We start from the raw sequence: 26659 nt of genomic DNA, 5'->3' as shown, positions 1-26659 counted from the left end.
AATCCCGCGCGTGATCGGCAGCACCCAGGCTTCTCTCGTTCTTCGACTGCACACGCTCTTCTTCGCTCTCGTCGCCGCCCTCGCGCTGCTCCCCGGGTGCGGCGACGACGACCCACCGCCCGACGACGACGGCGGGGTCGCCTCGCCCGACGCGACGGCCAGCGACTGCGTCGTCGATCGCGACTGCGCCGACGACACGTTCTGCAACGGCGTCGAGCGCTGCGTCGCATCGCGGTGCGTCGCCGGCGCGATGCCCTGCCTCGCGAGCCAGTCGTGCAGCGAGGAAGAGGCGCGCTGCATCAGCGACTGCAGCGTCGCGAGCGACGCCGACGGAGACGGAAGCGAATCGACGGACTGCGGCGGTGACGACTGCGACGACGCGAATGATCAACGTTTTCCCGGCAATTCCGAGCGATGCGACGCCGAAGGGCTCGACGAGGACTGCGACCCGACGACCCTCGCCGGCGACGAAGGGGATCTCGACGACGACGGCGAGGTCTCGTCGGCGTGCTGCCAGGATCGCGGTCTCGGCGCGCTCGTGTGCGGCGGCGACTGCGACGACACCCGCGCCGGCATCTCGCCGGGCGCGATCGAGGTCTGCAACGGAGTCGACGACGACTGCAACGGTCTGCTCGATCACCCCGCCGAGGACAACGACGGCGACGGACACGCCGACGTGCTCTGCGCCGGCACGCTCGCGAGCGACTGCGACGACACCGATCCGCGCGTGTACTTCGACGCGCCGGAGATCTGCGACGGACGCGACGACGACTGCCGCATCGACGGCGTCCGGATGCGTGTGCCCAGCGCGCAGCCCGGCGAGGACGACGACGGCGATGGTCACGCCGCGCTCACGTCGTCGTGCCTCGACGCGCCCGGCGCGCTCCCCAAGGACGACTGCGACGACAGCCGCGCTGCGACCTACCCCGGCGCGTTCGAGGCCTGCAACGGGATCGACGACGACTGCGACGGAGTGATCGACGATCTCGAAGGCAGCACCGTCGCGGGCACCGGCTGCGTGCCGCAGGCGATCGCGGCCGGCAACGCGCACACCTGCGCGATCCGCCCCGACACGCGCGTCGTGTGCTGGGGCGGCAACACGTCGGGTGAGCTCGGCGACACCGCGGCTGCAGCCGACGAAGCGGTGCTCGTCCCCGGGGTCGAAGGCGTGCGCGAGATCGAGGCCGGCATCGGCACCACGTGCGCGCGCGGCGCCGACGACGTGCTCACCTGCTGGGGCTGGGACGGCCTCCTCGGCCCTCGCACCTTCGGCGGATTTCCTGCGGTCGCGGGCGGCTTCGGTCGCCTCTCGGCGCTCGGCGCGGTGAGCGACTTCTCGCTCGGCGGACAACACGCGTGCGCGGTGCGCGGCGGTCGCGTCGTGTGCTGGGGCGCGAGCTGCCAGGGCGTGGTCGACGGCACGACGAGCGACTGCGCGCCCGGCACGTCGCAGCGGACCACGGAGATCACGGGCATCGACGACGCGGTGCAGGTCGACGCGGGCTACGTGATGAACTGCGCGGTGCGTTCGTCGGGTCGAGTGACGTGCTGGGGCCCGAACTACGGCGGCAACCTCGGTGGCGGCACGACGACGCCGGGCATCGTCGAGGTCACCGGCATCACCGACGCGGTCGAGGTCGCGGTCGGCTTCGACTTCGCGTGCGCGCGCCACGCGAGCGGCGCGGTGTCGTGCTGGGGCGGGAGCGCCGATGGGCGCCTCGGGTGCCAGGGCACCGCGGGCTGTCCTGCGCCCGGCACGACGGCCACCGCGCCGGTGCGCGTCGCCGGTCTCACCGACGCCGTGCGTATCGAGGCCGGTGGCGGGCGACACGCGTGCGCGCTCCGCGCGACTGGCACCCTCGTGTGCTGGGGCGACAACGCGAGCGGACAGATCGGCGACGACTCGTGGGCCGGCCCCGGCACGACCAGCGGCGCCGACGCGCTCGCGCCCGCGGCGGTCGTCGGGCTCGACGGCATCCTCGCCTTCGCCGTGGGCTCCGAGCACACCTGCGCCACGCGCAGCGACGGAACGTACTGCTGGGGCCTCGGCGACTCGCGTCAGCTCGGCGACGGTCGCACCGATCATCTCGCGAGCGCGCCGCTCCCCGGATACCTGCGCACCACGCGCCCGGTGCGCGTGTCGGCGATCGTCGCGCCGCTCGACGTCGAGGCCGGACACGACGAGAGCTGCTTCGTGCGCCACGACGGACGCGTGCTCTGCGCGGGCACCGACACGTGGGGCGAGATCGGGCCTGCGGGCCTCTCGAACCGCGGCGTTCCCCAGCAGTCCTACGGGCGCGACGACCTCGTCGCGGCGCACGTGACGTTCGGGTACGGCTGTCGCGTGACGCGCGCCGGTCAGCTCGTGTGCGACTCGCGCTATTTCTCCGACAGCACCAATGACATCGACGCGATCTCCACGACGGTGGGCGACGACTTCGCGTGCGCGCTCGAGCGCGACGGCACGGTGTCGTGCTTCGGGCGCAACGCGTCGGGCCAGCTCGGCGCGGATCACGCGGAGTCGGTGTCGACCACGCTGCTCTCGGTGGTCGGGCTCGACGATGTCCTCGAGATCGCGTCGGGCGCGTTCCACGCGTGCGCGCGCACCTCGGACGCGGTGTTCTGCTGGGGCCGCGGCAGCGATGGTCAGCTGGGGAGCGCGCGTGTCGCGCGCGCACCTGCGCCGCTGCGGGTCACCGGCCTCGACGCACGTCCCATCGACATCGACGCGCACGAGAACACGACGTGCGCGGTGCTCGTCGACGGACGCGCGGTCTGCTGGGGCGAGAGCCTGGGACCCTGGCCGGGCGCGTCCTCGCCCGAGCCGATCACGGGGTTCACCGGCGAGGCCGAGCAGATCGCGGTCGGCGGCGATCATGCGTGCCTGCGCACCCGCGACGGCCGCGCGTACTGCTTCGGCTCGGGCGCGAACGGGCGCCTCGGCACCGGCGGCAGCACCAGCAGCGCGGTGCCGGTCGCGATTCCCACGCTCCGCAACGCCGTCGCGATCGACTGTGGTCGTCAGCACTGCTGTGCGGTGCGTGCCAGTGGACAGCCGGTGTGTTGGGGCGCCGGTGGATATTGGCTCGCCAACGGTGCGACGGCCGAGCCCATCGGCGATCAGCTCACGCCGCGCATGGCCCTCGACGTCGGTCGCTGAAGAGACGAGAACGCCGCAGCAGAGACGAATCTCCGCTGCGGCGTCCTCCCGAGAACGAGCGATGTTCGTCAGTAACGGCCGAACAAGCTCACGACGAAGCGCGTCTCGTCACGATCGAAGCCGATGATCTGCTGCACGCCGCCGCGCACGATGTCGCTGTATCCGTGCTCGAGCGAGAGAGTGAGCGACACGTACTCGATCGGCGTGTACGTCGCGCCCAGCGACCAGTACCAGTCGCCCTCCCACGGATCGCGCGCGCCCGTGGTCGACTCGTCGGCGGCCATGTACCGCAGCAGCCCGCGGATGCCGGCCGAGCCCTGCACGATCAGCGATCCGAACGTGGGATCGTCGAAGATCCCCTGCTGCAGCAGCAGACCCGCCTCGAGCCGCAGACGCGTGTTGAGACCACCCGAGGTGTCCCACGCATCGACGATCACCGCGCCGTTCTGCTCCGCGTACTCGTGGAATCGATACTGCGCGCGCAGATCGACACCCACCATGAATCGATGGATCACCGGCAGACGCATCGCCGTGATCCAATCGAGCGCCGTGTAGTACAGGTTCGCGCGGCTCTCCCGGGACACCGGGAAATACGCGGCGAGCCGGTGCACGAAGTGGAGCGAGTGATCCGGGAGCCCGATGTCGCGCAGCGACTGCGAGTGCCGGAGACCCACGCCGACGAAGGGATCGGTGAAGTCGACGGCCGACTCCCCATCGACCGTCCAGAATCGCTGCGAGAGACCACCCCACGCCGTGGCGTAGAGCCCCTGCAGGACCGGAACGTCGAATTCGACCCCGAGATAGTAGAACATGAGGATGTCGTTCTCGGGATCGCGGTCGAGGACGATCGGCTGCTGGTAGTCGATTCGTCCCATCACGCGCCAGAACTTCTCCGCTGCGCTCGCCGCCGCCTGCTCTGCGGTGCAGAGACCGCGCAGCACGTCCTGCGCGGTGCACCCACGAGCCGGCGCCTGCGGCTCACCCGGGGCTTGTGCGGCCTGATCCGCCGGCTGCTGCGCGCTCACGCTCGCAGTCGTATCCGGCGTCGCCGGCTCGTCGGTCGTCGTGGGCGGCTGCGCCTCGGGCTCCTCGGCCGCCGCCTCGACCGCCACCTCGGTCTCGGCCTCGGCCGGGACCTCGGCCTCGGCCGGGGCGACAGCCTCGGCTTCGGTCGTGCCCTCGGCCTCGGCCTCGGCTTCGGCCTGCGCGTGCGCCGCGCGCGGCGCGACTGCGATGCTCGACATCATCACGATGCCGAACGTCGCGGCCGCCCACGGCGCGAATCGGGTCCTCTGGAGAGGGCCGGGGCCCTCTCGCGATTGGACACCTCGCACGTCAGAAACCCACGAAGTTGTTGTAATACTCGTAATACGCGAGGAGCGTCTTGAGGCCGTAGTTGTCGAGATCGCCTCGACGTCCGGCGTTCAAGTCCTCGTTGTACTCGCGCATCGCCTGGAAGCTGACCGGGCTGCGCGAGCGGCTCGTCACGAGGTGCCAGCCCTGGTCCTCGAGGAACGTGTAGATGTGCTCCTCGCCGTCGTGCACGAAGATCTGCGCGGGGTTGCCCTCGGCAGTCGCCTCGACGAGCGCCTCGGGGCCCATCTCGAGCTCGAGCTCCTCGATGTTCTCGTAGCGCCGGATCGCGATGCGCTCGCGCAGGCCGACGTCACCGATGAGGTTGGTGTTCGTCGCGCCCGCGAAGAGGTTCACCGCGAGGAAGCGGAACCACGGGAACGTGTCGTAGTTCGCGCCGAGCATGTCATCGAGCACGCGCTGCGAGAGCGCCGTCGTGCGCGAGCCGAACGGAGGCGCGTCGTACATCGCGGCGTACGTCTCGACGTTCGGGTCGTAGTTGTAGACGAGCTGCAGATCCATGAACGCGAACGTCGCGAACAGCTTGTCCGTGATGATGCCCAGTCGGAGGATGTCGCCGTAGTACGGGTCGAACTCCGTCTGGTAGTTCCGCAGCGACGCCGGCTGGTTGATGACGGCGTCGTAGAACGCCATCACGAGGTCGATCGACGCCTGGACGTCCGAGTAGAAGTCACGCGCGATGGCGTCGTACTCGGGGTCGCTCAGCACCTCGCGCTCGGGGTCGAGCTGGTCGAGGCGCTTCAGCACGTCCTGCACGCCGCCGCCCGACCAGTCGAACTGGCCGAGGTACCACATGCGCTGGAGATCGAAGATCGACGCGAAGATCTGACCCGTGTACGCGCTCGTGTCCCAGAAGCGGCGGTACGCGCGGCGATTGCGGATCGAATAGAGCCAGTCGTAGCGCTCGATCGCGTTGAGCGTGATCTGGCTCGGCGTGACGCCGAGATCGTGCGCGCGGCAGAGCGGCGAACGATAGCGGTGCTCGTCGGTGCAATAGAGATAGTCGTCCGCCATCGCGCGCTCGCGCGCCTCGGCGTTGCCGTAGATCCACGAGAGCGCGGCGCGGTCGTACTGACCCCATCCGCGCGGCGAGCCCGCCTCTTCCTGCGACGTGACGTAGTCCATCACCGACGACGAGAGATCACCCTCGTCGAAGTGGTGCGCGTCGATGCTGCCGTAGAAGTTGTGGCGGAGGCTCAGCGTGTGGCCGAACTCGTGGATCGCGACGTGCGAGACCACGTCCTCGATGATCCGCTCGCGGTACTCCTCGTTCGACTCGAACACGCCCGCGTCGGTGCAACGGCGCGCGCCGTTCGAGATCGCGCCGATCGCGTCGGTCTCCTCGAACACGTGGATGTTGTGGCGCGCCAGCGCGAGCTCTTCGTCCGCCTGGAGCTCGTCGTGGTTGCGGCGCCAGTCGCGGAACTGATCCGCGAAGTCGTTCATCGCCTCGATGCCCTCGGTGCCCGTCATGTCGGTCGGACCGAACGGGCTCTCGTTCATCGAGATGTCGTCCATCGCCGAGCGGAACTCGCGATCCACCGCGCGACGCTCGCGGTAGCGCTGGATCGGCATCTCGGTGTTGCGATAGACGTAGCTGTTCCACTCCGGACGCACGTAGCGGAGCTCGCCCATCGTGCGGAGGTAGTCCGTGATGAACTCGTCGCGCGGGCGCACCGGGCTCGGGATCAGCTGATCCGTCGGGTTCGCGTCCTCCGCCGGCTCCGGCAGATCCATCACGCGGCGCATCTCCTGGAAGAGACCGCTGCGCAGGCGACCCGCGCGCTCGATCGGCGCGACGGTCTCACCGGCCGTACACGCCGTGGTCTCCCACGTCGCGCCCTCGGCGAGCTGACGACCGCCGTTCTCCTCCAGGTAGTCCTGGATGAGATAACGGTAGTAGTCCATTCCGACGTTGTAGAGATTCAGATAGCCGTTGATCAGCTCACCGGTGCGCGGGTGCGCGCCCGAGGGGCCGTATCCGAGCAGGCCCCGCGTCGTGTCGATGTCCTGGTGCCACGCGACGAAGCTGTAGCGGAGGTCACCGAAGTGGCGCTCCACGCCGTCCTCGTTCCACTCGGCGAAGCGGAACCGCAGCGTCGCGCCCGCCTCTTCGAGCACCGTGTTCGTGTGCTCCGCGATCGCCTCGTACATCGGCTTGAAGCGCTCGGGGAAGCCGGGGACGAAGTAGTAGGTGACCGGATCGTCGCTCGGACGGTTCGGATCCCAGCGGTGCAGATAGCTCGTCGCCTCGAGCAGACCGCTCTCCGGATCACGCAGGAACGAGAGGTGCTGGAAGGTGCCGAAGCGGCGATTGACCTCCGCCTTCTCCTCGATCGTCTCGGCCTGGTACGTCGACTCCGGACGACGCCAGAAGCTCATGCGGTAACGAACCGTCGTCGTGCCGACGCCGGTCGCGAGCGAGACCATGTCGTAGCACCCGCCGTCGGCGCGAACTGCGTAGTTCACCTCGACGACGAAGCTCATGTACTGCTCGTCCTCGTCCCACTCGAACGAGTCGGGCACGAGGTTCGTGCTCTGCTGGTTCGCGCACTCCGCGATGAAGTCCGCGTAGAACCAGGCGATCTGCGAGACCGGATCGAGTGTCGCGTCCTCGAAGTCGACGCGGAACTGCTGGCGGCGCTGCCAGGGGAGCTCCGTGTTCTCCTCGAGGAAGTTCGTGCGCTCGCCGTTCAGCGTCTCGCGCAGGCGCACGTCGACGTGCTGGCCGGGGAACTCGAGCAGCACGCGATCGGTGCGGCTCGTCGTGTCGTCGTTCGGGTTCGCCGGATCGTCAGCCTGCAGCGTCTGCGCGTCGATCAGCTGCAGCGCGTCCTCGCTGAAGCGGAAGTCGACGAGGCGCAGATCGCTCTGGAAGCCCGGGAACACGTAGTCGCCGAGCACGTTGGGCGAGCTCGTCTCGACCACGGTCACCTGGAAGAGCCAGTCGTCCTCCCGGCCGTCGACCGCCTCGACGAGATCGAGCTTGTCCAGATAGACGACCTCGTCGTCGAGGCCGTTGCGCACCGGCCGGTGCGACACACACGCAGCCAGTACCAGGCTGCACATCATCAGTCCGATAGAGCGCTTCATGACCGACCTCTTCAGCGCCAGAGGGCGACGGTGGTCGCGCGCCCAGCGATCGTGGTGAACTGGATGCGATTCGTCAGCGACGCGACGCTGTTCAGCACACTGCCGTCGTCGGAGTAGTTGAAGACGAGCTCGCAGGACTGATAGGTGTCGTCGCCCACGACGCGTCGCCATCGCTCGATCGAGCGGCGCACGTCGTCACCGAACGCGATCCGCAGCGGCGCGCGCCGCGTCGGATCGGTGCAGAGCGTCGGACGGCCCTTGAACACGCGCTGCTCGACGCGACCGATCGTCCCGTCCGCGAGCACGTGGAACACCTGCAGCGTCTCCTTGCCGAGCAGGAAGACCTCGTGCGCAGGCACGAACTCCCAGCGCTCGCCGCGGAGCTGACGAAGGAAGCCCGCGCGGTCCTCGATCGACGTGCCGGGCACGACGAGCGGGATGCGGTTCTCCTCGCCCTCGCCGAGCACGAGCGCGACCTCGAGCGTGTCGAGCGTGCGATCGGGATTGCCGACCTCGATGCCCGCGCCGCCGAGCGCGAACGGATTGACCTCCGCGAGCTGCTCGACCGCGACGCGAACGTCGTAGTACGCCGGCGCCGGCGCGCCGAGCGCGCTCCAGACGCCCTGGTTCACGGTGCCGAAGAGCTCGTCGACGCCGCTGCCACCGTGCTCGATCGTGATCGCGGTGACGGCGCCGAAGTTGAGGCTGTACTGCACGACGAGGCGATAGGGCTCCTCGGCCTGCACGAAGCTCGCGAACGCGATGACCCAGCGCTCGTCGTCGGTGGTGCGGAATCCGCGGAACGACGTCGGCGCATCGGTCTGACCGAAGCTGAACGACGACATGACCGTCGCGACGAAGGGCTCGATCAGCGCGGTGTCGGTGAGCGCGTCGGGATCGACCTGCGCGCGCTCCTCCTCGGAGAGCGCCGCGTACGCCGCACGCACGCGCGCGAGCACCGTCGGCACCCAGCTCGCCGGCGGAGCGCCCGTCGGCGTGAAGAGCAGCTCGCCGATGCGCTGCGGATCGTTCGAGAGCGTCGGCTCCGGCGGGATGACGAAGTTCGCGAACGGATGGCTCTCGCTCGCGTCCTCCGAGAGGCTCGCCGCGAGGTGCGCGCGCAGTCGCACGAGGTAGTCGTCGCCCAGCGCGCGCGGCACGAACTGCGGCACGACCGCCGGCAGCGAGCGCGTGAACGTGAACGAGTGGAGACGATCGGTGTCCGCCGGACGCTCGCCGTCGTGGAAGACGCCGTCCGCGCTCGGACGGAGGAAGTCGAGCGTGATTCCGTCGAACTGCACCGACACCGAGTCGCGCTGACCCGCGACGTCGTAATTGGCGCGCTGCAGAGTGCGCTCTGCGGTGACACAGCCCTCGCGGAACTGGGCCCACGTCATCGAGCCCGCGAGATCGACGTTGCATCCGTCGACCGACTCGCTCGCGAAGTGCGGCGCGACGACCGCCCCGCCCTGCGCGCCGAAGCTGAGCTCGCCGAAGAGCTCGAAGTCCGCTTTCCGGACCGGCTGCAGATAGACGAAGATCAGGTGTCCGTCCGGCGTGAAGCGCAGCTGGACGCCGGAGTCCGAGAGATCGATGAACGTGTCCTGCGGGACCGTCTCGTCGGTCGCGGTGTAGATCACGTCACAGCGCTGCTCGGCGATGCAGTCGTATCCCGCGGGCAGCGGGTCGTCGCCGAAGAAGGTCTGACGGACCATGCCGTAGATCCGCGTGACGTTCGCGCGGTTGAGCCACGAGCGCGGGCGGCTCGCCGCCTCGGCGCGCGAGCTGTACTCGTCGAGCTCGACGCCGCCGATCGTCACGCGCTCGCGCGGGCGCACCACGATCTCTTCGGTCGTGTCGCCGATGCGCACGCTGCCGCGCATCGAGCCGAGGTAGCTCTGATAGGCCATCACGCCTTCGATGAGCCGCGTCTCCTCGTTGAAGAAGACGATGAGCTCCTGGGTGGGGCCCCAGACGAACGCGTCGGAGTACGTCTCGGTGGGCTCGCAGAATCGCCCGTCCGCGGGACGTCCGAGCAGCGCGTCGGCGTGGAGCGGCTGACCCTCGGGCGACCAGAGGGGGATACGTCCCGCCGAGACGTCGGGGATGAGCGGCTCGTCCACCAGATCGGCGATCAGGCTCGTCGCTTCGGCTTCGTCACAGAAGCGCGCGCGACCGGCACTGTCACCACCGGTGTATCCGTCGAATCCGCGACTACCACCCTCGGTCCATCCCTCACCAGACCGCAGTGGAGGGTCCCGGTCGAGCGGGCGATAGATTTGAGTCGGGCCGTCTTCACAGCCTGCTGCGGCGAGCCCCGCAGTGATTATCAGCGCGAGTGATCTCTTGTGCATGGGACCTCGATCGCCGTTCGCGAAGGCGAACGGACTCATGGGCAAGTGGGTCGGCTAACACGCGCCCAGAGGGATCGACAAGGCCGGAAAACTCACGCTCTCATTCGTTTTTCTGCACTGAGCAATGACGCTCGAAAGCTGCAGCTCGCGCTCGGAAAACGTCCTTCGCGTGATCGAAAAAGCGCGGAGCGGTTGATCGATTTCGGCGTCCCGCTCCACCGTGCGCGAACTTCGTTTGCAGCGCGGCCATTGCGTCTGCGTTTCGAGTTCCGCTGCATTGGAATACGCGCGACGACGCGGTAGTGGCGACTCCGGACGCCATGAAATGGTCACTCCAGACGCCATCTCGTCACTGGGGCATGGGGTCGCGCGACCCGACCGAGCGCGCTCGCGGGAGGCGAGGCGCTGATCGAGCGTGTCTATCGACCGGAGCGCAGTGAAGTAGCTCCAGAGTCGTCGACTCCGGAGCATGGCAATCACGCGCAGCGATCAGTCGAACACGACGGTCTTGTTCTGATAGACGAGAATCCGATCCTGCAGGTGCAATCGCACTGCGCGCGCGAGCACGAGCTTCTCGAGATCGCGACCTTTGCGCACCAGCTCGTCGACGGTGTCGCGGTGCGAGCAGCGCGTGACGTCCTGTTCGATGATCGGACCCTCGTCGAGATCTGCAGTCACGTAGTGCGCGGTCGCGCCGATCAGCTTCACGCCACGCTCTCGCGCGCGGTGATAGGGACGCTGTCCGACGAACGCCGGGAGGAACGAGTGGTGGATGTTGATGATCGAGCCGCGGAACTTCGCGATCAGATCGGCGCTGAGGATCTGCATGTAGCGCGCGAGGACGACGAGCTCGACGCCGTGCTCCGCGAGCATCGCGAGCTCCTTCTCCTCTTCTTCGGCCTTCGTCTCCTTCGCGATCGGGAAGACGTGGAACGGGATGCCGAACTGGGCGGCGACGGGCCCGAGATCCGAGTGGTTGCTGACGACGAGCGCGACGTCGCACTCGAGCTCGCCCGCGCGATGTCGCCACAGCAGATCGAAGAGACAGTGGTCGTACTTCGACACGAAGATCGCGACCTTCTTGCGACGCGTGCTCGACTCCAGACGCCACGTCATCCCGAGCCGCTCGCTCACCTCGGCGATCGCGTGACGCAGGCTCGTGCTGTCGGTGCGCAGCTCGCGCTGGTCGAATCGGATGCGCTGGAAGAACCAGCCCGCCTCGGGATCGCTGTGCTGATCTGCATCGAGGATGTTCGCGCCGTGCCCGTAGAGCACCTGCGCGAGAGCTGCCACCAGCCCGGGACGATCCGGGCCGGACACGAGGAGCGTCGCGATGGTCATCGTCCAAATCGTATACCGCGCGACGCGCCGCACGAGAACGCCGATCGCGCCCTGTGTCCCTCGGGCCCCCGATCGGGGAGACCGAGGCGCGATCAGAGTGCCAATCGACCGATCGTCGATTTCACAACACCGCTCGCACGAGATCGCCGGTGTACGTCGCGTTCGGCAGCACTTCGCACTCGGCCCAGCAGCCGGGGCACTGGCCCACCCACGCGCGCTGCTCACTCACGCGCTCGCTCGTCCACACTCGATCGAGCGGCGTGTCGCGCAGATTGCCCACCACCTTCGTGTTGAACTGGCAGGTCGGCACGTCGCCGTTGGGCAGGAGCCGCAGGTGCGCGGAGAGCGCGACGCATCGCGGGCGCGGGCTCTCGCCTTCGCCGAGCAGACGGCTGCGAATGCCCGCGAGGTAGTAGCGCTTCGCGATCCGCTCGGGCAGCGGGAGATGCGCGAGGTCGTGCTCGACCTCGTCGAGCAGCTCGCGGATCGTCTCGCGCGGCAGCTCGCCGAACGTGTCGAATCCACCGGGCTCGCGCGGCGCGAGATCGACCTCGCGCAGCAGCGAGTACGTCGCGCTCGCCTGGTACGCGATCACGACCTGGTGTCGCACGCCCAGCGGTCGGAGCATCGCGCGCAGCTTTCGATATCCGTCGAGCCCGCCGGCATCGACGATCGTCTGGTTCACCGCGAGGCGCATGCGCAGCTCGCGCTGCCGCGGCGCGAGCGCGCGAATCGTGTCCACCACGCGCGACCAGGCGCTCTCCTTGCCGCGGATGCGCGAGTGCTCCTCGCCCCATCCGTCGACCGAGACGAGCATCGCGAGCGGCACGTCCTTCGCGCGCTCCTCGCAGAAGCGCACGATGCTGCGTGTGCCGAAGCCGTTGGTCGTGACGTGCAGCAGCGCGGGCGTCGTGCGTCGCTGCACGAGCTCCGCGATGTGGCCGAGATCGTCGCGCACGAAGGGCTCGCCGCCGGTCAGCCGCACCGCGTCGAGCGGGCCCAGCTGCGCGAGGATGCGATCGATCTCTCCGAGCTGGAGCTCGGAGGCATCGCGCGGCTTGCGCCACGAGTCGCACATCACGCAGCGCGCGTTGCACGCGAACGTGACGACGTAGGTCAGGAGGCGTGGTCGGACGGGCTCGCCAGCGCGGCAACGAGCGACGTCGCGAACGATCGAGAGCGCTCTCCGCACGGTTCCTCCACGGCATGTTCGAGGTGGTGCTCGATGCGCGCGACCGCCAGCGCGGTTCCGTCGCGGCGATGGGGCGCGATGCTCGCGGCGAGCTCGCCCTCGTCGTCGAGGAAGCGGCGCACCCACGACGCATCGAGCTGCTCGATCTCGATCCTCCGACCCGCGCCGGTGCGCTCGAGGAACCACGCGTTGATGCGCTGCTCGTGGTTGCCGGGCTCGGGGATCGCGAGCACCGGCTTGGTGAGCCAGAGCGCTTCTCCGACGAGCTGGTTGCCCGCGGTGGTGACGAGGCCGCGTGCCGTCGCGAGGTCGTCGACGAAGCGCGTGGGATGCACGGGAAGAAACGAGAGCCGCCCCTGCGAGCGCTGTGCGCCGAGCCCGTAGACGCGCACCGGCGCTCCGCATCGAGCGAGCGCGTCGAGCGCCCGAGATGCGGAGTCGCGTCGCAGATATGCGACCAGATGCGCTCCACGTGACGGACGCGCGTCGCGCACCTCGCGACGCAGCAGCACGCCCACCTGCGTCACCGCCCGCGCACCGGGCGCGAGGTCCGCTTCGAAGAACGACGACACGATCGACTCGCGCTGACCGCTGCAGAACCCACGCACGAAGGGCGCCATGAACGCGGCGTACGCACGCAGCGCGAGGGGCAGCGCCGAGAGATCGCAGTGCACGAGGAACTGCTGGTGATCGAGCGACACCAGGGGAATGCGTGCCTCGCGCGCGGCGCGCGCGAGCACCGGCTCGAAGTCGCTGATCACGAGATCGGCGCGGCTCGCCTCGAGCGCACGTGACGTGCGTCGCACCAACTCGCCCAGGCGCGCCATGTACGGGACGTTCTCGACGAACGTGCGCACGTAGTCGACGCGCCGCGCGCGGGTGTAGCGGAACTCGACCGGCGGCAGCGCCCGCACCCGCACCGCGGCTCCCGGCGGATGCGCCGCGGAGAGCAGCTCGAGCGCGTGCCCCGACGCCCAGACTTCGACGCGGTGGCGAGACCGAATGGCCTCGATCAGAGCGAGCGCACGCGCCGCGTGCCCTCGGCCTTCCCCTGCGACTCCGTATGCGACGTGCGCCACGGCCCCGAATCGAACGCCGCGCGTGCGAAGGATGGCGATCGAGCGCGAGTCCAACCCGTGACGATTGCAGCTCACGCGCGACGGGCACTGCGGCCACGCGGTTCACGCGAACGCCGCGCGAAGGACCCGACGAAGAAACGGCACGCTCCGCGCTCATGACCATCCCCGAGGTCGACGCGGTCCTCTCCCTCGCGCGCTATCTCGCGCGCGCGGACGGCGTGCGATCGAATTACCACCTCTTCACGCTGCTGCAGGGCGCGTTGATCGGAGATCCCGCCGCGGGTTGGCGTGCCCATCGGTGCCGGTCGCTCGACCCACGTCGGCGTCCTCGGCCCGCCGATCCTCGGTGATCTCAGCTGGGGCTCGAGCTTCTTCGCGTACTTCCACGATGCGCTCCGCTCTCGCGCGGTGGTGCTCGAGAAGCTCTCCGAGCGCGACGTCGCCGCTGCGGTCGCCGCGATCACCGGCGCTCGCTGAGCCCCGTCACTTCGCGAGCGAAGCACACACCGCCTTCATCGACTCCCTCAGCCATCGATGCGCGGGGTCGAGATCGAATCGCGGGTGCCAGGCCTGTGCGATCACCACGGGCCGGAGGTCGAACGGCAGCGTGAACACCCGGACGTCGAGCGTGCCCTTCATGTGCTTGGCGAGATATTCGGGCACCGTCGCGACGAAGTCCGACTGCGCGGCGATCGCGAGCGCAGCGTGGTGGCTCGAGAGGGCGACCGGCACGTCACGCCGAGCACCGCGCGCTCGCAGCGCTCGATCGATCGCGTTCGCGCCCTGATCGATGTCGACGTGCGGATAGCGGGCGAACCGCTCGATCGTGACCTTCCCGCGCGAGAGCGGGTGACCACGGCGCACCACGCCGACGAACCGATCACGAAAGAGGCGCTGCAGCCGTAGCTCGGGCGCGCGGAGGTCGAGGTCGCCGACCTCGAGATGAATCCGTCCGTCACGCAGCGCCTCCACGTCGTTCTCGCGCTCGGGCACGAAGCGGAGTCGGACGTGGGGTGCCTCGGCGTACGCGGCCGCGGTGAGGGGCACGGTCAGCGCCGCGACCACGTCGCTCGAGCGGATCGTGAACGTTCGCGCGAGCGTCGACGTCGCGGTCGGCTCCGTCCCGTGCAGCGTGGTCTCCGCTTGCTCGACGAGCGCCTGCACGCGCTCGCGCATCGCCTCGGCGCGCGCGGTGAGCACGAGCCGGCGACCCGCGCGGACCAGCAGCGGATCTCCCGTCACCTCGCGCAGCCGGCCGAGCGAACGGCTCACCGCGGAGGCGCTCAGGCCCATCCGCTGCGCCGCGCCGGTGACGCTTCCCTCGCGCAGCAGATGGTCGAGCGTGACCAGGAGGTTGAGATCCAAGGATTGCACCAGACGCAAAGATAACCGCGCGTCAGATGCGATGGTAGCAACGCTCGGGTACCGCTACCTCTCCTGCGTGCTCCGAACGGAAGGCCGAGACGACATGCGGGATCCTGCTGCTTCCATCGCCGAGACCTCTCGCCTCACCGCGATGTTCCGCGCGCTCGAGTCCGAGCGAAGCGACGCCCTGTTCCACGATCCGTGGGCGCGCCGACTCGCAGGCGGGCGCGGCGACGAGCTCGCGCGGCGCAACGCGGGGATCGCGTCGTGGCCGATGGTCACGCGAACCAAGCTGATCGACGACTACGTCGGCGCGGCGATCGCCGAGGGCGCCGATCGTGTGATCAACCTGGCCGCGGGGCTCGACATGCGCCCGCATCGGCTCTCGTTGCCGCGCTCGCTCGGCTGGTTCGAAGCGGACCTTCCCGATCTCGTCGCGGCGAAGGAGGCGCTCGTCGCGGGCGCCGAAGCGAAGTGCCGCGTGGTTCGACGCGGGATCGACCTCCGCGATCCGGGCGCGCGCGATGCGTTCTTGGACGAGGCGCTGGCCGGCAGCGAGCGCGCGCTGATCATCACCGAGGGCTTCATCGTCTATCTGTCCGACGAGCAGGTGCGCGAGCTCGCGGAGAGCCTGCACGCACGGGCGCAGATCGCGTGGTGGGTGACCGACGTCGCGTCGCCGAAGGTGAGGCGCATGCTCGAGCGACAGACGCGCCGCACGTTCGGTGACGAGGCTCGCTTCCGATTCGCGCCCGCGAACGGCGTGAGGTTCTTCGAGCCGCTCGGGTTCCGCGCGGAGGCGTCGTCGTCGCTCCTCCACGAGGCCGCGCGGCTCCGACGGCTTCCGTTCTTCCTGCGTCCGTTCGCCCGAGGCGGGGCACCGCAGACCGATCAGTCGGGGTGGCGCGAGTGGTCGGGCGTGGTGCGCCTCGCGCGCGCCGAGCGGGGAGGGAGCACGCGATGAGCACGCTCGTCTCGATGATGCCGCTGATCGTGCTCTTCGTCGTGCCGCTGATCGTGCGCTCGATCGCCGCACGTCGCGGGAGCCGCGGCGACTTCGGCACGTGGCCCGGCGCTCTGTGCGCGGGTGTCGCGACGACGTTCGTGCTCACGGGAGCAGGGCACTTCGTCGGCATGCGCGAAGAGCTGATCCGCATGGTCCCGCCGGCGCTCGGTGACGCGGGGTTCTGGGTCACGTTCACCGGCGTGGCCGAGCTCGCGGGCGCAGTGGGGATCCTCGTCCCCGCGACACGGAAGCTCGCGGCGCTGGGGCTCGTCGTCCTGCTGGTCGCGGTGTTCCCCGCCAACGTCCACGAGCTCTCGCTGCAGCACGCACCGCTGGCGTCGTTCCTGGGGCGTGCCGCAGAGCAGCTCGTGTATCTCGCGGCGGTCCTCGTGGCCGGCTTCGGCCCGAGGAGGCGCGCGTGATCCGACTCGCACGCCACGGCGACGTCGGCCGGCTGCAGGCGATCGAGGTCGCGGCGGGCGAGCCGTTCCGAGCGCTCGGCATGGATCGCATCGCCGACGACGATCCCCCCGATGCCGCAGCGCTCGAAGAGCGCATCGACGCCGGGCTGGTCTGGGTCGTCGCCGATGCGGGCGACGTCGCGTGTGCGTATCTCGTCGCGTCGTCGTTGCGCGAGAGCCTGCACATCCAGCAGCTCTCGGTGCATCCGACCTTCGCTCGGAAGCGGCTGGGCGCCTCGCTCGTCGAGCACCTCGAGCGATGGGCGATGGAGCACGGATTCGGCGCGCTCTCGCTCACGACGTTCCGCGACGTCCCGTGGAATGCGCCGTACTACGCGCGCCTCGGATTCGAGCTGCGCTCGGCCTCGGAGCTCCCGGCGGACCTCGCGGCCATCCGACGACGCGAGGCCGAGCTCGATCTCGACGCGTGGCCGCGCGTCGTGATGACCAAGCGACTCACATCCGATAGGCGACGGTGAGCATGAATCGCGCGGACAGCTCCTGACCGAACGGATGCTGTCGATGACGGTTGTCGGTGATGTTGTATCCGACGACGCCGATGTCGAGATGGTCGTCGAAGAGTCGATATCCGATCCGCGCGTTGATCATGTAGTACGCGGGGAGATCGAATTCACCGTACGCGACGCCACCACCATCCTCCGTCGTGAAGATCTGCTCGAGCCAGCGCTGCTCGCTCGCGAAGTGGAAGTCGACGCTGATGTCGAGGCCGAACTCCGAGCGATACTGGATGCCGGCGTTCACGTGGTGCGTGCTGGTGCGCGCCTCGTCGCTGCGGAACACGCCGGTCGCGGAGGGAGGCACGGTCGTGAACGTCTGGTTGATCGCGTAGTTCGCGTAGATGTCGAGGCCGGTGACCGGATAGATGCGCGTCATCGCCTCGCCGCCCACCACGTCGAAGATCGGCGGCTCGTTCTGGAACGTGATCGTGCCGACGGGATAGCTCCCGGTCCCACGCGAATAGCGCTCTCGTTGCTCGCCCGAATAGTCGCTGAGCCGGAACGGCTGGACCTGTGCGAGCGAGATCAGATTGCTCACACGGTTGTAATAGACGTTGATCTCGAAATCGAGGAACTCGAGATCTTCGTTTCGATATCCCAGCTCGGCGGAGAGGATGCTCTCCGGCTGGAGCGTGCTGCCTCGGCCGATCTCGGAGCCCTGCGCGATCACGTTCACGCCGGGGATCGGCGTCGGGCTGAGCAGGTCGAGATACGACTCGAGGAACGTCGGAGTGCGGAACGCAGTGCCGACCGATGCGCGGATCGTCGAGCGCTGCGACGGATGCAGGAGGATCGCGCCGCGCGGCGAGTACACCGGCTCGGGCAGGAGCGGGTGGAAGTCGGTGCGGAAGCTCCCGACGAGGCTCAGCCACTCGGTGATCCGCATCGCGTCCTGGATGAAGAGCGCGTAGTGGTTCTGCTCGTAGGGCTGGCCCAGGTAGTCCCACGCCACCGTCTTGCGGCGATAGCTGCCGCCGACATGCAGGTTGTGGTGCACGAGCAGGTCGAACTCCTGGGCGAATTCGGCCTCGACGTCGAAGGTGCCGGAGACGAAGTCGCCCCGCACCGGATCGCCACCTCGCGGCACCGAGCCGAGCTGCGCCTGCGCATCGATGTGCGTGTAGAACGCGCGGATCGAGCCGTACGGCGTCTCGATGCTGCCGAGCACGTGCCCGACCGGACCGCGAGAGATGAAGTCGCGGAAGGGGCCAGTTCCCTGGAAGTTCTGCTGTCGATCGAGGATGCCGCCCTGCAGACTGACCTGCAGCTCGGGGATGATTCGATATCGAAGGCTCGCGCTCGCATATCCACCCTGCGTCGCGGAGGCCGGATCGCTGTAGTCGTCGGGCGAGAAATAGTCGACGCGGTCCGCGCCGATCTCTCGCGTGAATCGCTGGGTGCTCAGATATCCCGCGGCCACGCGATAGGCGAGCCGCTCGATGCGTCCCGAGGTCTGCGCGTGGCCCCACAGCGTGTTGCCGTTGCCGCCACCCACCATCGCCTCGGTCGTGGGCTCTCCCGGCGGGCGAGTGAGGATGTTGACGATCCCGCTGAACGAGTTCGCGCCGTAGAGCGCCGATGCCGGACCGCGGATGATCTCGATGCGCTCGATGTCCGAGGGACCGATCGGCAGCGTCATCCACTGCGTCGCGCCGAGCGTGTCGATGTACGTCGACCGGCCGTCGACGAGCACCAGCACGCGATTCGACAGACGCTGGTTGAACCCACGGATCCCGATGTTCGAGTCGACCGGCGTCGTGGTCATGATGTCGACGCCCGCCGCGCGGCGGAGCAGCTCGGGAAGGCTCAGCAGACCACTGAGGCGGATGTCCTGTCGCGAGATGATCGTCGTCGAGGCCGGCGCATCGAGCGGTGACTGCGCGAAGCGCGCGGCGGACACGACCGACTCCTCGTACACGTCGGCCTCGGCCTCGCGGATCGCGAGCGCCGGATCGATCGCCACGGGCTCCGCGTCCGTGCTCGCGATCGCCTCGTCGCTCTCCTCGCTCTCGGCGGGCTCCGCGACGCTCGTGCTCGGTGCGCCGCGCAGATCGATCGCGAGCGCGCGCAGCTGTTCGGCGCGATGCCGCAGCGCTTCGCTCTGCGTCGCCTCGGCCAGCGCGGCGATGTCCGCGGCCGACTCCTCGAGCGCCTGGATCTCCTCCTCCGACGCGGCTGGGCTCGCGCGGGTCGGAGCCTCCGACTCGGACGGCGAGGTCGTGGGGGCGGTGGGCGCGACGGTCTGCCGCGCAGCGATCGCGGCTTCTCGATCTCCGATCGCGACGAGGAACTGCTGCACCTCGATGCGATCGGGAGGATCGGTCTCGAGATATCGCTCGAAGTACTCGCGCGCCTCCTCGTAGCGGCTGCTCTCCGCGTACGCGCGCGCGATGTTGTAGAGGACGTTCGGGTGCGGGAGGATCTCGTAGGCTTCCTGCAGCTCCGCGACGCCTTCGTCGACGCGACCTTCGGCGATCAGCGCCATGCCGCGACGAAAGTGCCCGCGCGCGTCGGTCCGCACGTCCGCATGCGCGACCGAGCTGATCGCGAGCACGGTCGCGACCACCGTGAAGGAGAAGACCCGAGCGCCGACGTCCCCCATCGACCACCTCGGCGCGGATGTACTCCTGCGCCGACAGGCTCGTCAATATGGTGGACCGAATAGTCAGAATATTTTTTCGAGACCCCGAAAAGCCGAATCCCGGGTGACCTTGCGGTCACCCGGGATTCATTCCGTCTGCGGAAGATAGGACTTGAACCTACACACCCTTGCGGGTACTGGAACCTGAATCCAGCGCGTCTGCCAATTCCGCCACTTCCGCGTGGGGTCGTGAGGGGTACGGCAATGGCGCCCAGCTGTCAAGCGCGCATCTCAGGGGTCCGCAATCGTTTCGTACCCCGCATCCGATGCGGGGTCCCCGTCGCCCTCGCGCCGCGTTTTCTGCCGTGATCTCCGCGCGTTCGCCCGCGGATCAGGCGAGGAACACAGCTTGCAGCCGCGACCGCCGCCGTGCGTCCGTCCACGACCCGCCGAAGGACCCCCACCCGCTCGCGCGCCGGGTTCACCCTGCTCGAGCTGATGGTGATCGTGGTCCTCATCCTGATCACGGCGGCGCTCGCGGCGCCCGGACTGATGCGCTCGATGGCGGTCAATCGCGCCCAGCGCGCGACCCACGACGCGGCCCGGCTCGCGCGACAGGCACGCTCCGACTCCATCTCCTACGGCCGCGCGTATCTGATGATCCACTCCGCGGGCACCAGCTCGCGCGGTCGCCTCGAGCTCTGGCGCGGCCTCACCGACACCTGCCGCAGCAACGACTGGAGCACGATCGTCGTGGCCAACGGATGCACCGCGAGCCCGCGCGCGGTGGACTGCGTCGACGCCGTCGACTTCTCCGACTACTCGACCGCCGGACACACCGTGCAGATCACGACGTCGGGCACGACGACGCACGTGTGCTTCGAGCCCGACGACGAGATCTGGGTCTCGACCGGCGGCGGCACGTTCTCGCGCCCAGCGCAGGCGCTGCGCTTCCCGATCAACCGTCTCGAAGGCTCGACCGCGCTCGAGCAGCGCGGCCTCTTCGTCCCGATCTCGGGCGCTCCGAGGGTGTTCTGATGGCCTCGATCCAGCACCGCTCGAAGCGCCGCGCGCGCCGCGCGGGCTACACGCTGATCGAAGTGATGATGGCGCTCGGCGTGCTCGCCGCGGGCGCCGTCGGCGTGCTCGGGCTCCAGCAGGCGGTGATGCGCGGCAACCTCGAGGCGCGTCAGATCGCGACCGCGACGCACATCGCGAGCACGTGGGTCGAGCGCCTCCAGCGCGACGCGATCGGATGGTCGCGCGGCGGGCCGAGCGTCGTGTTCTCGCCCGCGACCGATCTCGCGAACACGCGCTACCTGAGCCACGTCGGCGACGCGACCGACGCGCCGGAGTGGTTCGTGCCGGTGATGGTGCAGACCCCGGTGACCGAGCGCGCGACCTTCGATCACTTCGGGCGCGAGACCGACGTCGCGGCCGAGATGCGCTTCTGCACCAACGTGCGCCTGCAGTGGGTCTACGTCGGCCAGGCGATGCGCGCCGACGTGCGCGTCTGGTGGCCGCGCCGCACCGCGTCCGCGCAGACCGCGGCGCTCCAGGGCTGCAACGGCGGCAACCTCGAGATGCTCGGCACGCGCACCCGCGACGTGGGCTTCGTGCACGCGTCGACCGTCATCCGCTGGACGCCGGTCCCGGGAGCGTCGCGATGAAGCGTCGTCGTTCTTCGCGCCGCGCGGGCTTCACGCTCGTCGAGATGATGGTCGCGATGACCATCGGTGCGCTCGTGATCGCGAGCGTCTACACGATCGGCGGCTCGGCGGCGCGCGACTTCCAGGAGCAGCAGCGCGTCACCCAGCTCCAGCTGTCGACGCGCCTCGCGCTCGATCGGGTGCGCCGCGACGTCGAGCGCGCGGGCCTGCACGGCACGCCCGACTCGATGTCCGAGCGCACCTGCGTGACCCCGGCGCGTCGCGTGCTCGCGGTGCAGGTGACGAACGAGGACACCGGCTCGCGCGCCGCGCTCGACGCCCACGCCGCGGCCGCCGACAACACCACGACTCAGGCCGATCTCCTGCAGCTCGTCGGCAACTTCGCGACGAGCGACGCGTACCTCGTGCGCAGCTTCGACTCGAGCGGCGGCACCGCGTTCCTGCAGACGAGCTGGCAGGGCTTCCGCCGCAGCTTCTCGACGGACTCCACCGGCACCGCGATCGACACGACGATCTTCCAGGACGTGTTCCGCGCCGGCCGGATGCTCCACATCCAGACCGTCCAGGGGAACCACTTCTTCGTGCGCGTGCAGAGCGCGACGGTCTCGGGCAACAGCGCGAGCGTCTCGTTCACGCCGGCGCTCGGCGTGGGCGGCACCTGCGTGGTCGGGCTCGGCGAGGGCGCGCTCCTCGCGCCGCTCTCCGAGGTGCAGTACGCGCTCCAGGCGAACGCCCTCGATCTCCCCACGCCGACGAGCAGCGCCGGTGACGCGGTCACCGGGCCCAACGTCTCGCTGGTGCGCCGCGAGCTGAACATGGTCGGCGGTGCGGTCATCGAGACCCGCTCCGTGCTCGAGTGGGCGATGTACTTCGACGTCGACGCGATCTTCGACGACACGCCGGTCGGGACCGCGCCCGATGCGCGCCGCGCCCGGCTCTACGAGGACGAAGCCGCCGAGACCGAGATGGGCTCGCGCGCCTCGCGCGCCCGCGCGCTCGTCGTCACGATCGGTGCTCGCTCGCGCGATCAGGACCCGCAGTTCCCGTGGGCCGCGCCGACCGCGGGCATCCCGCCGGTTCGCTTCCGCGTGTTCTCGGATCGCGTCGGCGCCGCGCGTGTGCGCACCGCGACCGCGGAGATCGGCTTGCCCAACCTGATCCAGCGAGGGCTCTGAGCGATGACCACGCCGAACAAAAAGCGCGCTCTGTTTGCTGCTTCGCGGACGAAGCGCCGCGAAGGGGCCGCCATGCTCGTCGTGATGGCGCTGCTGCTCATCGTCACCGCGACCGCGACGCTCGCGATCCACTCGACCAGCGTCGAGCTCCGCGGCACCGGCAACGCGCGCCAGCGCATGCAGACGCGCTACGTCGCCGAGGGCGCGCTCGTCAGCGCGATGACGATGATCGAGCAGTCGGGCCCCGAGCCGCTCAGCCTCTCGCTCGAGCGCTCGCAGAGCCGCACCGGCAGCACGCGCCGCCTCGCGCCCGAGGAGCCGGTCATGGATCCGACGGTCGGCAACCATCGCATCGAGATGAGCGATCTCGCCACCGGCACAGCGGGCGTCGTCGGCTCGCCGCTCACGAGCGACTCGCTCGGTCAGGGCATCGGCTACGTGCCCAACTTCGTCGTCGACGTGAACGACAGCTATCGCTTCACCGGCATCATCGCGGGGCATCGCTCCGACGGGATGGGCACGCTCGAGTACGTCGCCGCGACGTACACCGCGCGCGGCCGCACCCAGCTCCCGGGGCGCGTCGACGCGTACTCGCCCGGCGCAGGCGTCGGCACGAGCGCGCCCGACGAAGAGAACTGGACCGTCCGCGGTCATCACGAGTCGGCCATGAATTCGCGCGCGATCGGGATCAGCGGCCCGACGCGTCGCCGGTGAGTGCCGCTGGTCGGATGTTCGCTCCGAGATCGATGTTCAGCTCGGAGCGGACAGCCGGGCGGCGGTACGAGTCGAAACCCGGAACGGAGTTCCGGAAGCAGTAACGCGCTGGAGGTGGGCATGCAGCACGTCAATCGCACCGCATGGACGACCGCGCTCGTGATCGCAGCGAGCCTGCTCGGAGCCTCGCGCGCATCGGCTCAAACGGCGCCCGACATCCGCAACATCCGTCCGACGGTGATGCTGCTCGTCGATACCTCGGGCTCGATGGAGTACGAGACGTACTCGCGCACCGACACGCTCCCCGTGTGCTCGGGATCCGCGACCGGCACCAGCGAGCGCAGCCGCTGGACGACGGTGCTCGAGGCGCTCACCGGCAGCTTCCAGGGCTTCTACTGCACGACCCAGCCGCGCAACGGCTACACCGGCGCGCCGGACCAGTACTACGCGCTCCCCTTCCACCAGCCTCGCTACGCGACGCAGATCCAGAACGGCGTGCTCGATGCGTACGTCGACCGCGCGAAGTTCGGGCTGATGACGTTCGACACGTACTTCGGCCTCACCACCGTGCACGAGGTGATGGTCGGTCAGTCGATCTTCAACGCGCGGATCGCCGAGAACGTGAGCGTGCCGGGTGACTTCTCGTACGGCGAGGCGCGCCCCCTGACGTTCCCGGGCTGCACCGATCGCTTCATGGTCGACGGCGGCGCGCGCAACCCGAGCGCGTCGTACGGCGCGCTCGTCTCGGTCGGCAGCGACGCCGACAGCGCGTCGGTGATCAACCAGACGATCCAGGCGCAGCTGCTGTCGATCCGCCCCTACGGCGGCACGCCGACCGCCGCGCTGCTCACCGACTTCCAGTACTACCTCGACCATCACCCCGACGCGGCGCCGATCGCCGGCACGAGCGGCGATCCCTACGCGGCGTGCCGCGACCGCTACGCGATCCTGCTCACCGACGGACGGCCGAGCGATCCCTATCGCGCGATGGGCTGCGACTCGGGCAGCTACGAGTGCCCGTACCCGCTCGCGCGCGACGTCGCCGCCGAGCTCTGCCAGTGGAACGGCACCACCTGCCTCGGCGACCTCGACGGCCTCTTCGTGATCGGGTTCAACGTCGACGACGCCGCCGCGCAGGCGGAGCTCCACGACATGGCCGACCGGGGCGGCACCCGCGAGGCGTTCATCATCCGCCCGCCGAGCTCGCCCACCGAGGAGACCGCCGAGCAGCGGCTGCGCGCCGCGCTCAGCAGGGCCCTCGATCTCGCGGCGCCGGGCACCACCACCCGCACCTCGCCGTCGTTCGGCACCAGCGCGAGCGGCACCACCTCGGGCAGCACCGGCCAGGAGGCGCAGTTCCAGTTCACGTCGGGCTTCCGCGTGCCCAGCGAGGCGGGCCAGCCGTGGAGCGGCGTCCTCGATCGCACGCGCATCGTGTGCGGCGACGACGACGTGCCGCGCCAGCAGACGCTCGATCCCTCGCAGGACAGCTTCCACACGATCCTCAACGAGCGGAACCTGACGACCTCACCGCGTCGCCTGCTCACCGTCGCGACCCCGACCGCCGCGCAGATGAACGGCGTCATCCTCGGCGAGGGTGACTCGCTCGCGCCGCTCGGCAGCGGTGGTGGTGGAGGCGGCGGCGGTGGTGGAGGTGGTGGAGGCGGCGGTGGTGGTGGCGGCGGCGGCGCGCCTCCGCGACCGACGTTCATCGACGGTCAGGCGCTCACGAGCTTCGACACCACGAACGCCGCGCTCACGCCCGGGCACTTCGGCCTGAGCGGCGGCAGCGCCTCGACGCTCACCGCGCAGCGCGACGCGATCATCAACTGGGTGCACGGCCGCGCCGGCACCGCGCGCGACGGCAACCGCTTCGGCGACATCTATCACTCGACGCCGGTCGTCGTGGGACCGCCGCGCTCCGATCTCGCCGACGAGTCGTACAACCTCTTCCGCCGCCGCGCCGACGTCGCGGCCCGCCCGACCGTCGTCTACGTCGGCACCAACGACGGCGTGCTCCACGCCTTCGCCGCCGAGCAGATCCGCGTCACCGGCGCGGGCGGCAGCACCCGCACCATCGCGGCCGGCGAGGAGATCTGGGGCTTCGTCCCGCCCGCCGTGGTGCCGCGCCTCTCGGCCGCGACCGCGTCGCACCAGGTGCTGCTCGACGGCCCCGCGGTGGTCCGCGACGTGTTCTACATGCGCACGCCGGGTCAGCTCCCGACCGACGACGCCTCGAGCCCCGCGGCCTACCGCACCGTGCTCGTCATGGGCCTGCGCGGCGGCGGCAACAGCTACTTCGCGCTCGACGTCACGAACCCGCTCGAGCCCACGTTCCTCTGGCAGTTCACCGACCAGTACATGGGCGGCACCTACGCGCGCCCCGCGATCGGCCAGGTGCTGATCGAGGTCGGCGGCGTGCTGCAGGAGCGCGCGGTCGCGCTGCTGCCCGGAGGCCGCGGCGATCTCGATCTCGAGGGCGTGCGCACCACCGGCCCGGTCGGCTGTCCCGCGCAGGGCATCGGCACCCCGCCGGTCACCGGCGGCACCACCAACGCGCGCTCGCGCCAGCGCTGCTGGGGCCGCATCGGACGCAACCTGCACTGGGTCGACATCGTGACGGGCGAGACGATCTTCTCGTTCGACTACCGCACCTTCAACGCGCCGATCACCGGCGGCATCTCGCTCTTCACCGGCGACACCGGCACCATCGCGACCCGCGCGTTCCTCACCGACGACGACGGCGTGATGTGGCGGATCGACTTCTCGAGCCGTCGCACCAGCGAGTGGAGGGCCACGCCCTTCCACGACATCTTCTGGGACAGCGCGGCGACCGTCGGTCAGCCCGCGTACGAGCCGCCGGTGCTCACGACCGACGCCCAGGGCAACGTCGTCGTGATCCAGGCGACCGGCGACATCGATCAGCTCGACACGAGCGCGCTCAACCGCGTCGTCTCGCTCACCGAGCACATCGACTACACGACGGCCTCGACGACGACCTCGCTCAACTGGGAGATCCGGCTGCGCCAGGGCGAGCAGGTGACGGGCCCGCTCGACCTCTACGACGGCACCGTCTACTTCGGCAGCTTCGAGTCGACCTCGGGCAGCGATGCGTGCAACTACGGACAGAGCCGCATCTGGGGCGTCGAGTACCTGCGCGGCGGCGGCACCCCGCCCAGCGGCTACACCGCGGTGGTGACCGATCGTTTCCCGCTCGAGCGCATCGCGGAGACCGAGGGCAGCAGCACGCTGGAGCACTTCATCGGCCCGTACCTGAACCAGATCGTGATGGGCGTGCAGGTGCAGCAGCAGATCACGTGCTCGACCGGCGAGGACGTGTTCGATCCCTACGTCGGCACGCGCTACCGCGTGAACAGCACGGGCGGCGGTGGGTTCCGACTGACCGCGCAGATCAGCGGCGGCAGCGGCTCGCCCGCCGCGGGCGCGTCGTCGGTGCGCACCTTCAGCCAGGGGCTGCCCGCGCCCGCCGCGTACACCCGCGTGTACTCGTGGGCAGCGCAGGCCGACCAGTGATCCGCTGAAGCGGGCCGCAGAGAAGAACACGATCCGATCTCC

At 69.5% G+C, this 26659-nt stretch carries 18 protein-coding genes and 1 tRNA gene; 10 read left to right on the top strand and 9 right to left on the bottom strand.

What is annotated here, in order from left to right; translation table 11 throughout:
• Positions 1 to 10: 10 nt before the first annotated feature.
• Complete coding sequence (locus I5071_RS31175) at positions 11 to 3160, top strand: MopE-related protein (RefSeq protein WP_236516901.1); 3150 nt, start codon at positions 11 to 13, stop codon at positions 3158 to 3160.
• 68 nt (positions 3161 to 3228) lie between these two features.
• On the opposite strand, the gene I5071_RS31170 is transcribed toward I5071_RS31175, so the two are convergent.
• The 6 genes from I5071_RS31170 to I5071_RS31145 all read right to left on the bottom strand — a co-directional run bounded on the left by I5071_RS31170 (position 3229) and on the right by I5071_RS31145 (position 13593).
• Positions 3229 to 4407: a hypothetical protein gene (locus tag I5071_RS31170; RefSeq protein ID WP_236516900.1), complete on the bottom strand. Its 1179-nt coding sequence runs from the start codon at positions 4405 to 4407 to the stop codon at positions 3229 to 3231.
• 88 nt (positions 4408 to 4495) lie between these two features.
• A complete protein-coding gene (locus I5071_RS31165; RefSeq protein WP_236516899.1) occupies positions 4496 to 7627 on the bottom strand; it encodes a zinc-dependent metalloprotease in 3132 nt (1043 codons plus the stop codon).
• 11 nt (positions 7628 to 7638) lie between these two features.
• Complete coding sequence (locus I5071_RS31160; protein ID WP_236516898.1) at positions 7639 to 9750, bottom strand: hypothetical protein; 2112 nt, start codon at positions 9748 to 9750, stop codon at positions 7639 to 7641.
• Between the two features lie 720 nt (positions 9751 to 10470).
• Positions 10471 to 11322 (bottom strand): formyltetrahydrofolate deformylase, encoded by an 852-nt coding sequence (purU, locus tag I5071_RS31155; protein WP_236516897.1) that lies wholly within the window; start codon positions 11320 to 11322, stop codon positions 10471 to 10473.
• A 121-nt stretch (positions 11323 to 11443) separates the two neighbouring features.
• The gene (locus I5071_RS31150; RefSeq protein WP_268921165.1) at positions 11444 to 12514 is read right to left on the bottom strand and encodes a radical SAM protein; all 1071 of its coding nucleotides are present in this window, start codon (positions 12512 to 12514) and stop codon (positions 11444 to 11446) included.
• Positions 12439 to 13593, bottom strand: a complete 1155-nt coding sequence (locus I5071_RS31145) for a glycosyltransferase family protein (RefSeq protein WP_236516895.1) — start codon at positions 13591 to 13593, stop codon at positions 12439 to 12441. Before I5071_RS31145 ends, I5071_RS31150 begins: the two co-directional genes overlap by 76 nt.
• 288 nt (positions 13594 to 13881) lie before the next feature.
• Here I5071_RS31145 and I5071_RS31140 point away from each other — a divergent pair, with 288 nt between their 5' ends.
• Positions 13882 to 14070 (top strand): hypothetical protein, encoded by a 189-nt coding sequence (locus tag I5071_RS31140; RefSeq protein WP_236516894.1) that lies wholly within the window; start codon positions 13882 to 13884, stop codon positions 14068 to 14070.
• Between the two features lie 6 nt (positions 14071 to 14076).
• Here I5071_RS31140 and I5071_RS31135 read toward each other — a convergent pair whose 3' ends face one another.
• Positions 14077 to 14967 carry a LysR family transcriptional regulator gene (locus tag I5071_RS31135; RefSeq protein ID WP_236516893.1) on the bottom strand — a complete coding sequence of 297 codons (891 nt, stop codon included), beginning with the start codon at positions 14965 to 14967 and terminating at the stop codon, positions 14077 to 14079.
• On the opposite strand from I5071_RS31135, the gene I5071_RS31130 reads away from it, so the two are divergent.
• From I5071_RS31130 to I5071_RS31120, 3 genes are read left to right on the top strand one after another with little or no spacing between them, the layout of a single operon-like run.
• The gene (locus tag I5071_RS31130; protein WP_236516892.1) at positions 14948 to 15922 is read left to right on the top strand and encodes a class I SAM-dependent methyltransferase; all 975 of its coding nucleotides are present in this window, start codon (positions 14948 to 14950) and stop codon (positions 15920 to 15922) included. The genes I5071_RS31135 and I5071_RS31130 overlap by 20 nt on opposite strands.
• A complete protein-coding gene (locus I5071_RS31125; RefSeq protein ID WP_236516891.1) occupies positions 15919 to 16386 on the top strand; it encodes a hypothetical protein in 468 nt (155 codons plus the stop codon). Before I5071_RS31130 ends, I5071_RS31125 begins: the two co-directional genes overlap by 4 nt.
• Complete coding sequence (locus tag I5071_RS31120; RefSeq protein WP_236516890.1) at positions 16383 to 16904, top strand: GNAT family N-acetyltransferase; 522 nt, start codon at positions 16383 to 16385, stop codon at positions 16902 to 16904. The genes I5071_RS31125 and I5071_RS31120 overlap by 4 nt, the downstream gene beginning before the upstream one ends.
• Here the strand turns inward: I5071_RS31120 and I5071_RS31115 are convergent.
• On the bottom strand, positions 16882 to 19545 hold the full coding sequence (locus tag I5071_RS31115) for a TonB-dependent receptor domain-containing protein (RefSeq protein ID WP_236516889.1): 2664 nt from the start codon (positions 19543 to 19545) through the stop codon (positions 16882 to 16884). The genes I5071_RS31120 and I5071_RS31115 overlap by 23 nt on opposite strands.
• Positions 19546 to 19681: 136 nt before the next feature.
• A tRNA-Leu gene (locus I5071_RS31110) sits at positions 19682 to 19765 on the bottom strand.
• A 188-nt stretch (positions 19766 to 19953) separates the two neighbouring features.
• Here I5071_RS31110 and I5071_RS31105 point away from each other — a divergent pair.
• From I5071_RS31105 to I5071_RS31085, 5 genes are all read left to right on the top strand, one after another.
• Positions 19954 to 20562 (top strand): pilus assembly FimT family protein, encoded by a 609-nt coding sequence (locus tag I5071_RS31105; protein WP_419249609.1) that lies wholly within the window; start codon positions 19954 to 19956, stop codon positions 20560 to 20562.
• The gene (locus tag I5071_RS31100; RefSeq protein ID WP_236516887.1) at positions 20562 to 21194 is read left to right on the top strand and encodes a type IV pilus modification PilV family protein; all 633 of its coding nucleotides are present in this window, start codon (positions 20562 to 20564) and stop codon (positions 21192 to 21194) included. Before I5071_RS31105 ends, I5071_RS31100 begins: the two co-directional genes overlap by 1 nt.
• On the top strand, positions 21191 to 22369 hold the full coding sequence (locus I5071_RS31095; RefSeq protein WP_236516886.1) for a PilW family protein: 1179 nt from the start codon (positions 21191 to 21193) through the stop codon (positions 22367 to 22369). Before I5071_RS31100 ends, I5071_RS31095 begins: the two co-directional genes overlap by 4 nt.
• A 72-nt stretch (positions 22370 to 22441) precedes the next feature.
• On the top strand, positions 22442 to 23083 hold the full coding sequence (locus I5071_RS31090; protein WP_236516885.1) for a hypothetical protein: 642 nt from the start codon (positions 22442 to 22444) through the stop codon (positions 23081 to 23083).
• A gap of 240 nt (positions 23084 to 23323) precedes the next feature.
• A complete protein-coding gene (locus I5071_RS31085) occupies positions 23324 to 26617 on the top strand; it encodes a pilus assembly protein (protein WP_236516884.1) in 3294 nt (1097 codons plus the stop codon).
• Positions 26618 to 26659 lie beyond the last annotated feature (42 nt).

The sequence above is a fragment of the Sandaracinus amylolyticus genome (genome assembly GCF_021631985.1).
In the GTDB taxonomy this organism is placed as follows: domain Bacteria; phylum Myxococcota_A; class Polyangia; order Polyangiales; family Sandaracinaceae; genus Sandaracinus; species Sandaracinus amylolyticus_A.
This window is presented reverse-complemented; position numbering and strand designations above follow the sequence as displayed.

What these genes read in the sequence shown, in the direction of transcription:
- I5071_RS31090 (WP_236516885.1), top strand. Translation starts at nt 22,442, where the DNA reads ATGCTCGTCGTGATGGCGCTGCTGCTCATCGTCACCGCGACCGCGACG.
- purU (WP_236516897.1), bottom strand. Translation starts at nt 11,322, where the DNA reads ATGACCATCGCGACGCTCCTCGTGTCCGGCCCGGATCGTCCCGGGCTG.
- I5071_RS31170 (WP_236516900.1), bottom strand. Translation starts at nt 4,407, where the DNA reads ATGATGTCGAGCATCGCAGTCGCGCCGCGCGCGGCGCACGCGCAGGCC.
- I5071_RS31165 (WP_236516899.1), bottom strand. Translation starts at nt 7,627, where the DNA reads ATGAAGCGCTCTATCGGACTGATGATGTGCAGCCTGGTACTGGCTGCG.
- I5071_RS31115 (WP_236516889.1), bottom strand. Translation starts at nt 19,545, where the DNA reads ATGGGGGACGTCGGCGCTCGGGTCTTCTCCTTCACGGTGGTCGCGACC.
- I5071_RS31085 (WP_236516884.1), top strand. Translation starts at nt 23,324, where the DNA reads ATGCTGCTCGTCGATACCTCGGGCTCGATGGAGTACGAGACGTACTCG.
- I5071_RS31100 (WP_236516887.1), top strand. Translation starts at nt 20,562, where the DNA reads ATGGCCTCGATCCAGCACCGCTCGAAGCGCCGCGCGCGCCGCGCGGGC.
- I5071_RS31125 (WP_236516891.1), top strand. Translation starts at nt 15,919, where the DNA reads ATGAGCACGCTCGTCTCGATGATGCCGCTGATCGTGCTCTTCGTCGTG.
- I5071_RS31095 (WP_236516886.1), top strand. Translation starts at nt 21,191, where the DNA reads ATGAAGCGTCGTCGTTCTTCGCGCCGCGCGGGCTTCACGCTCGTCGAG.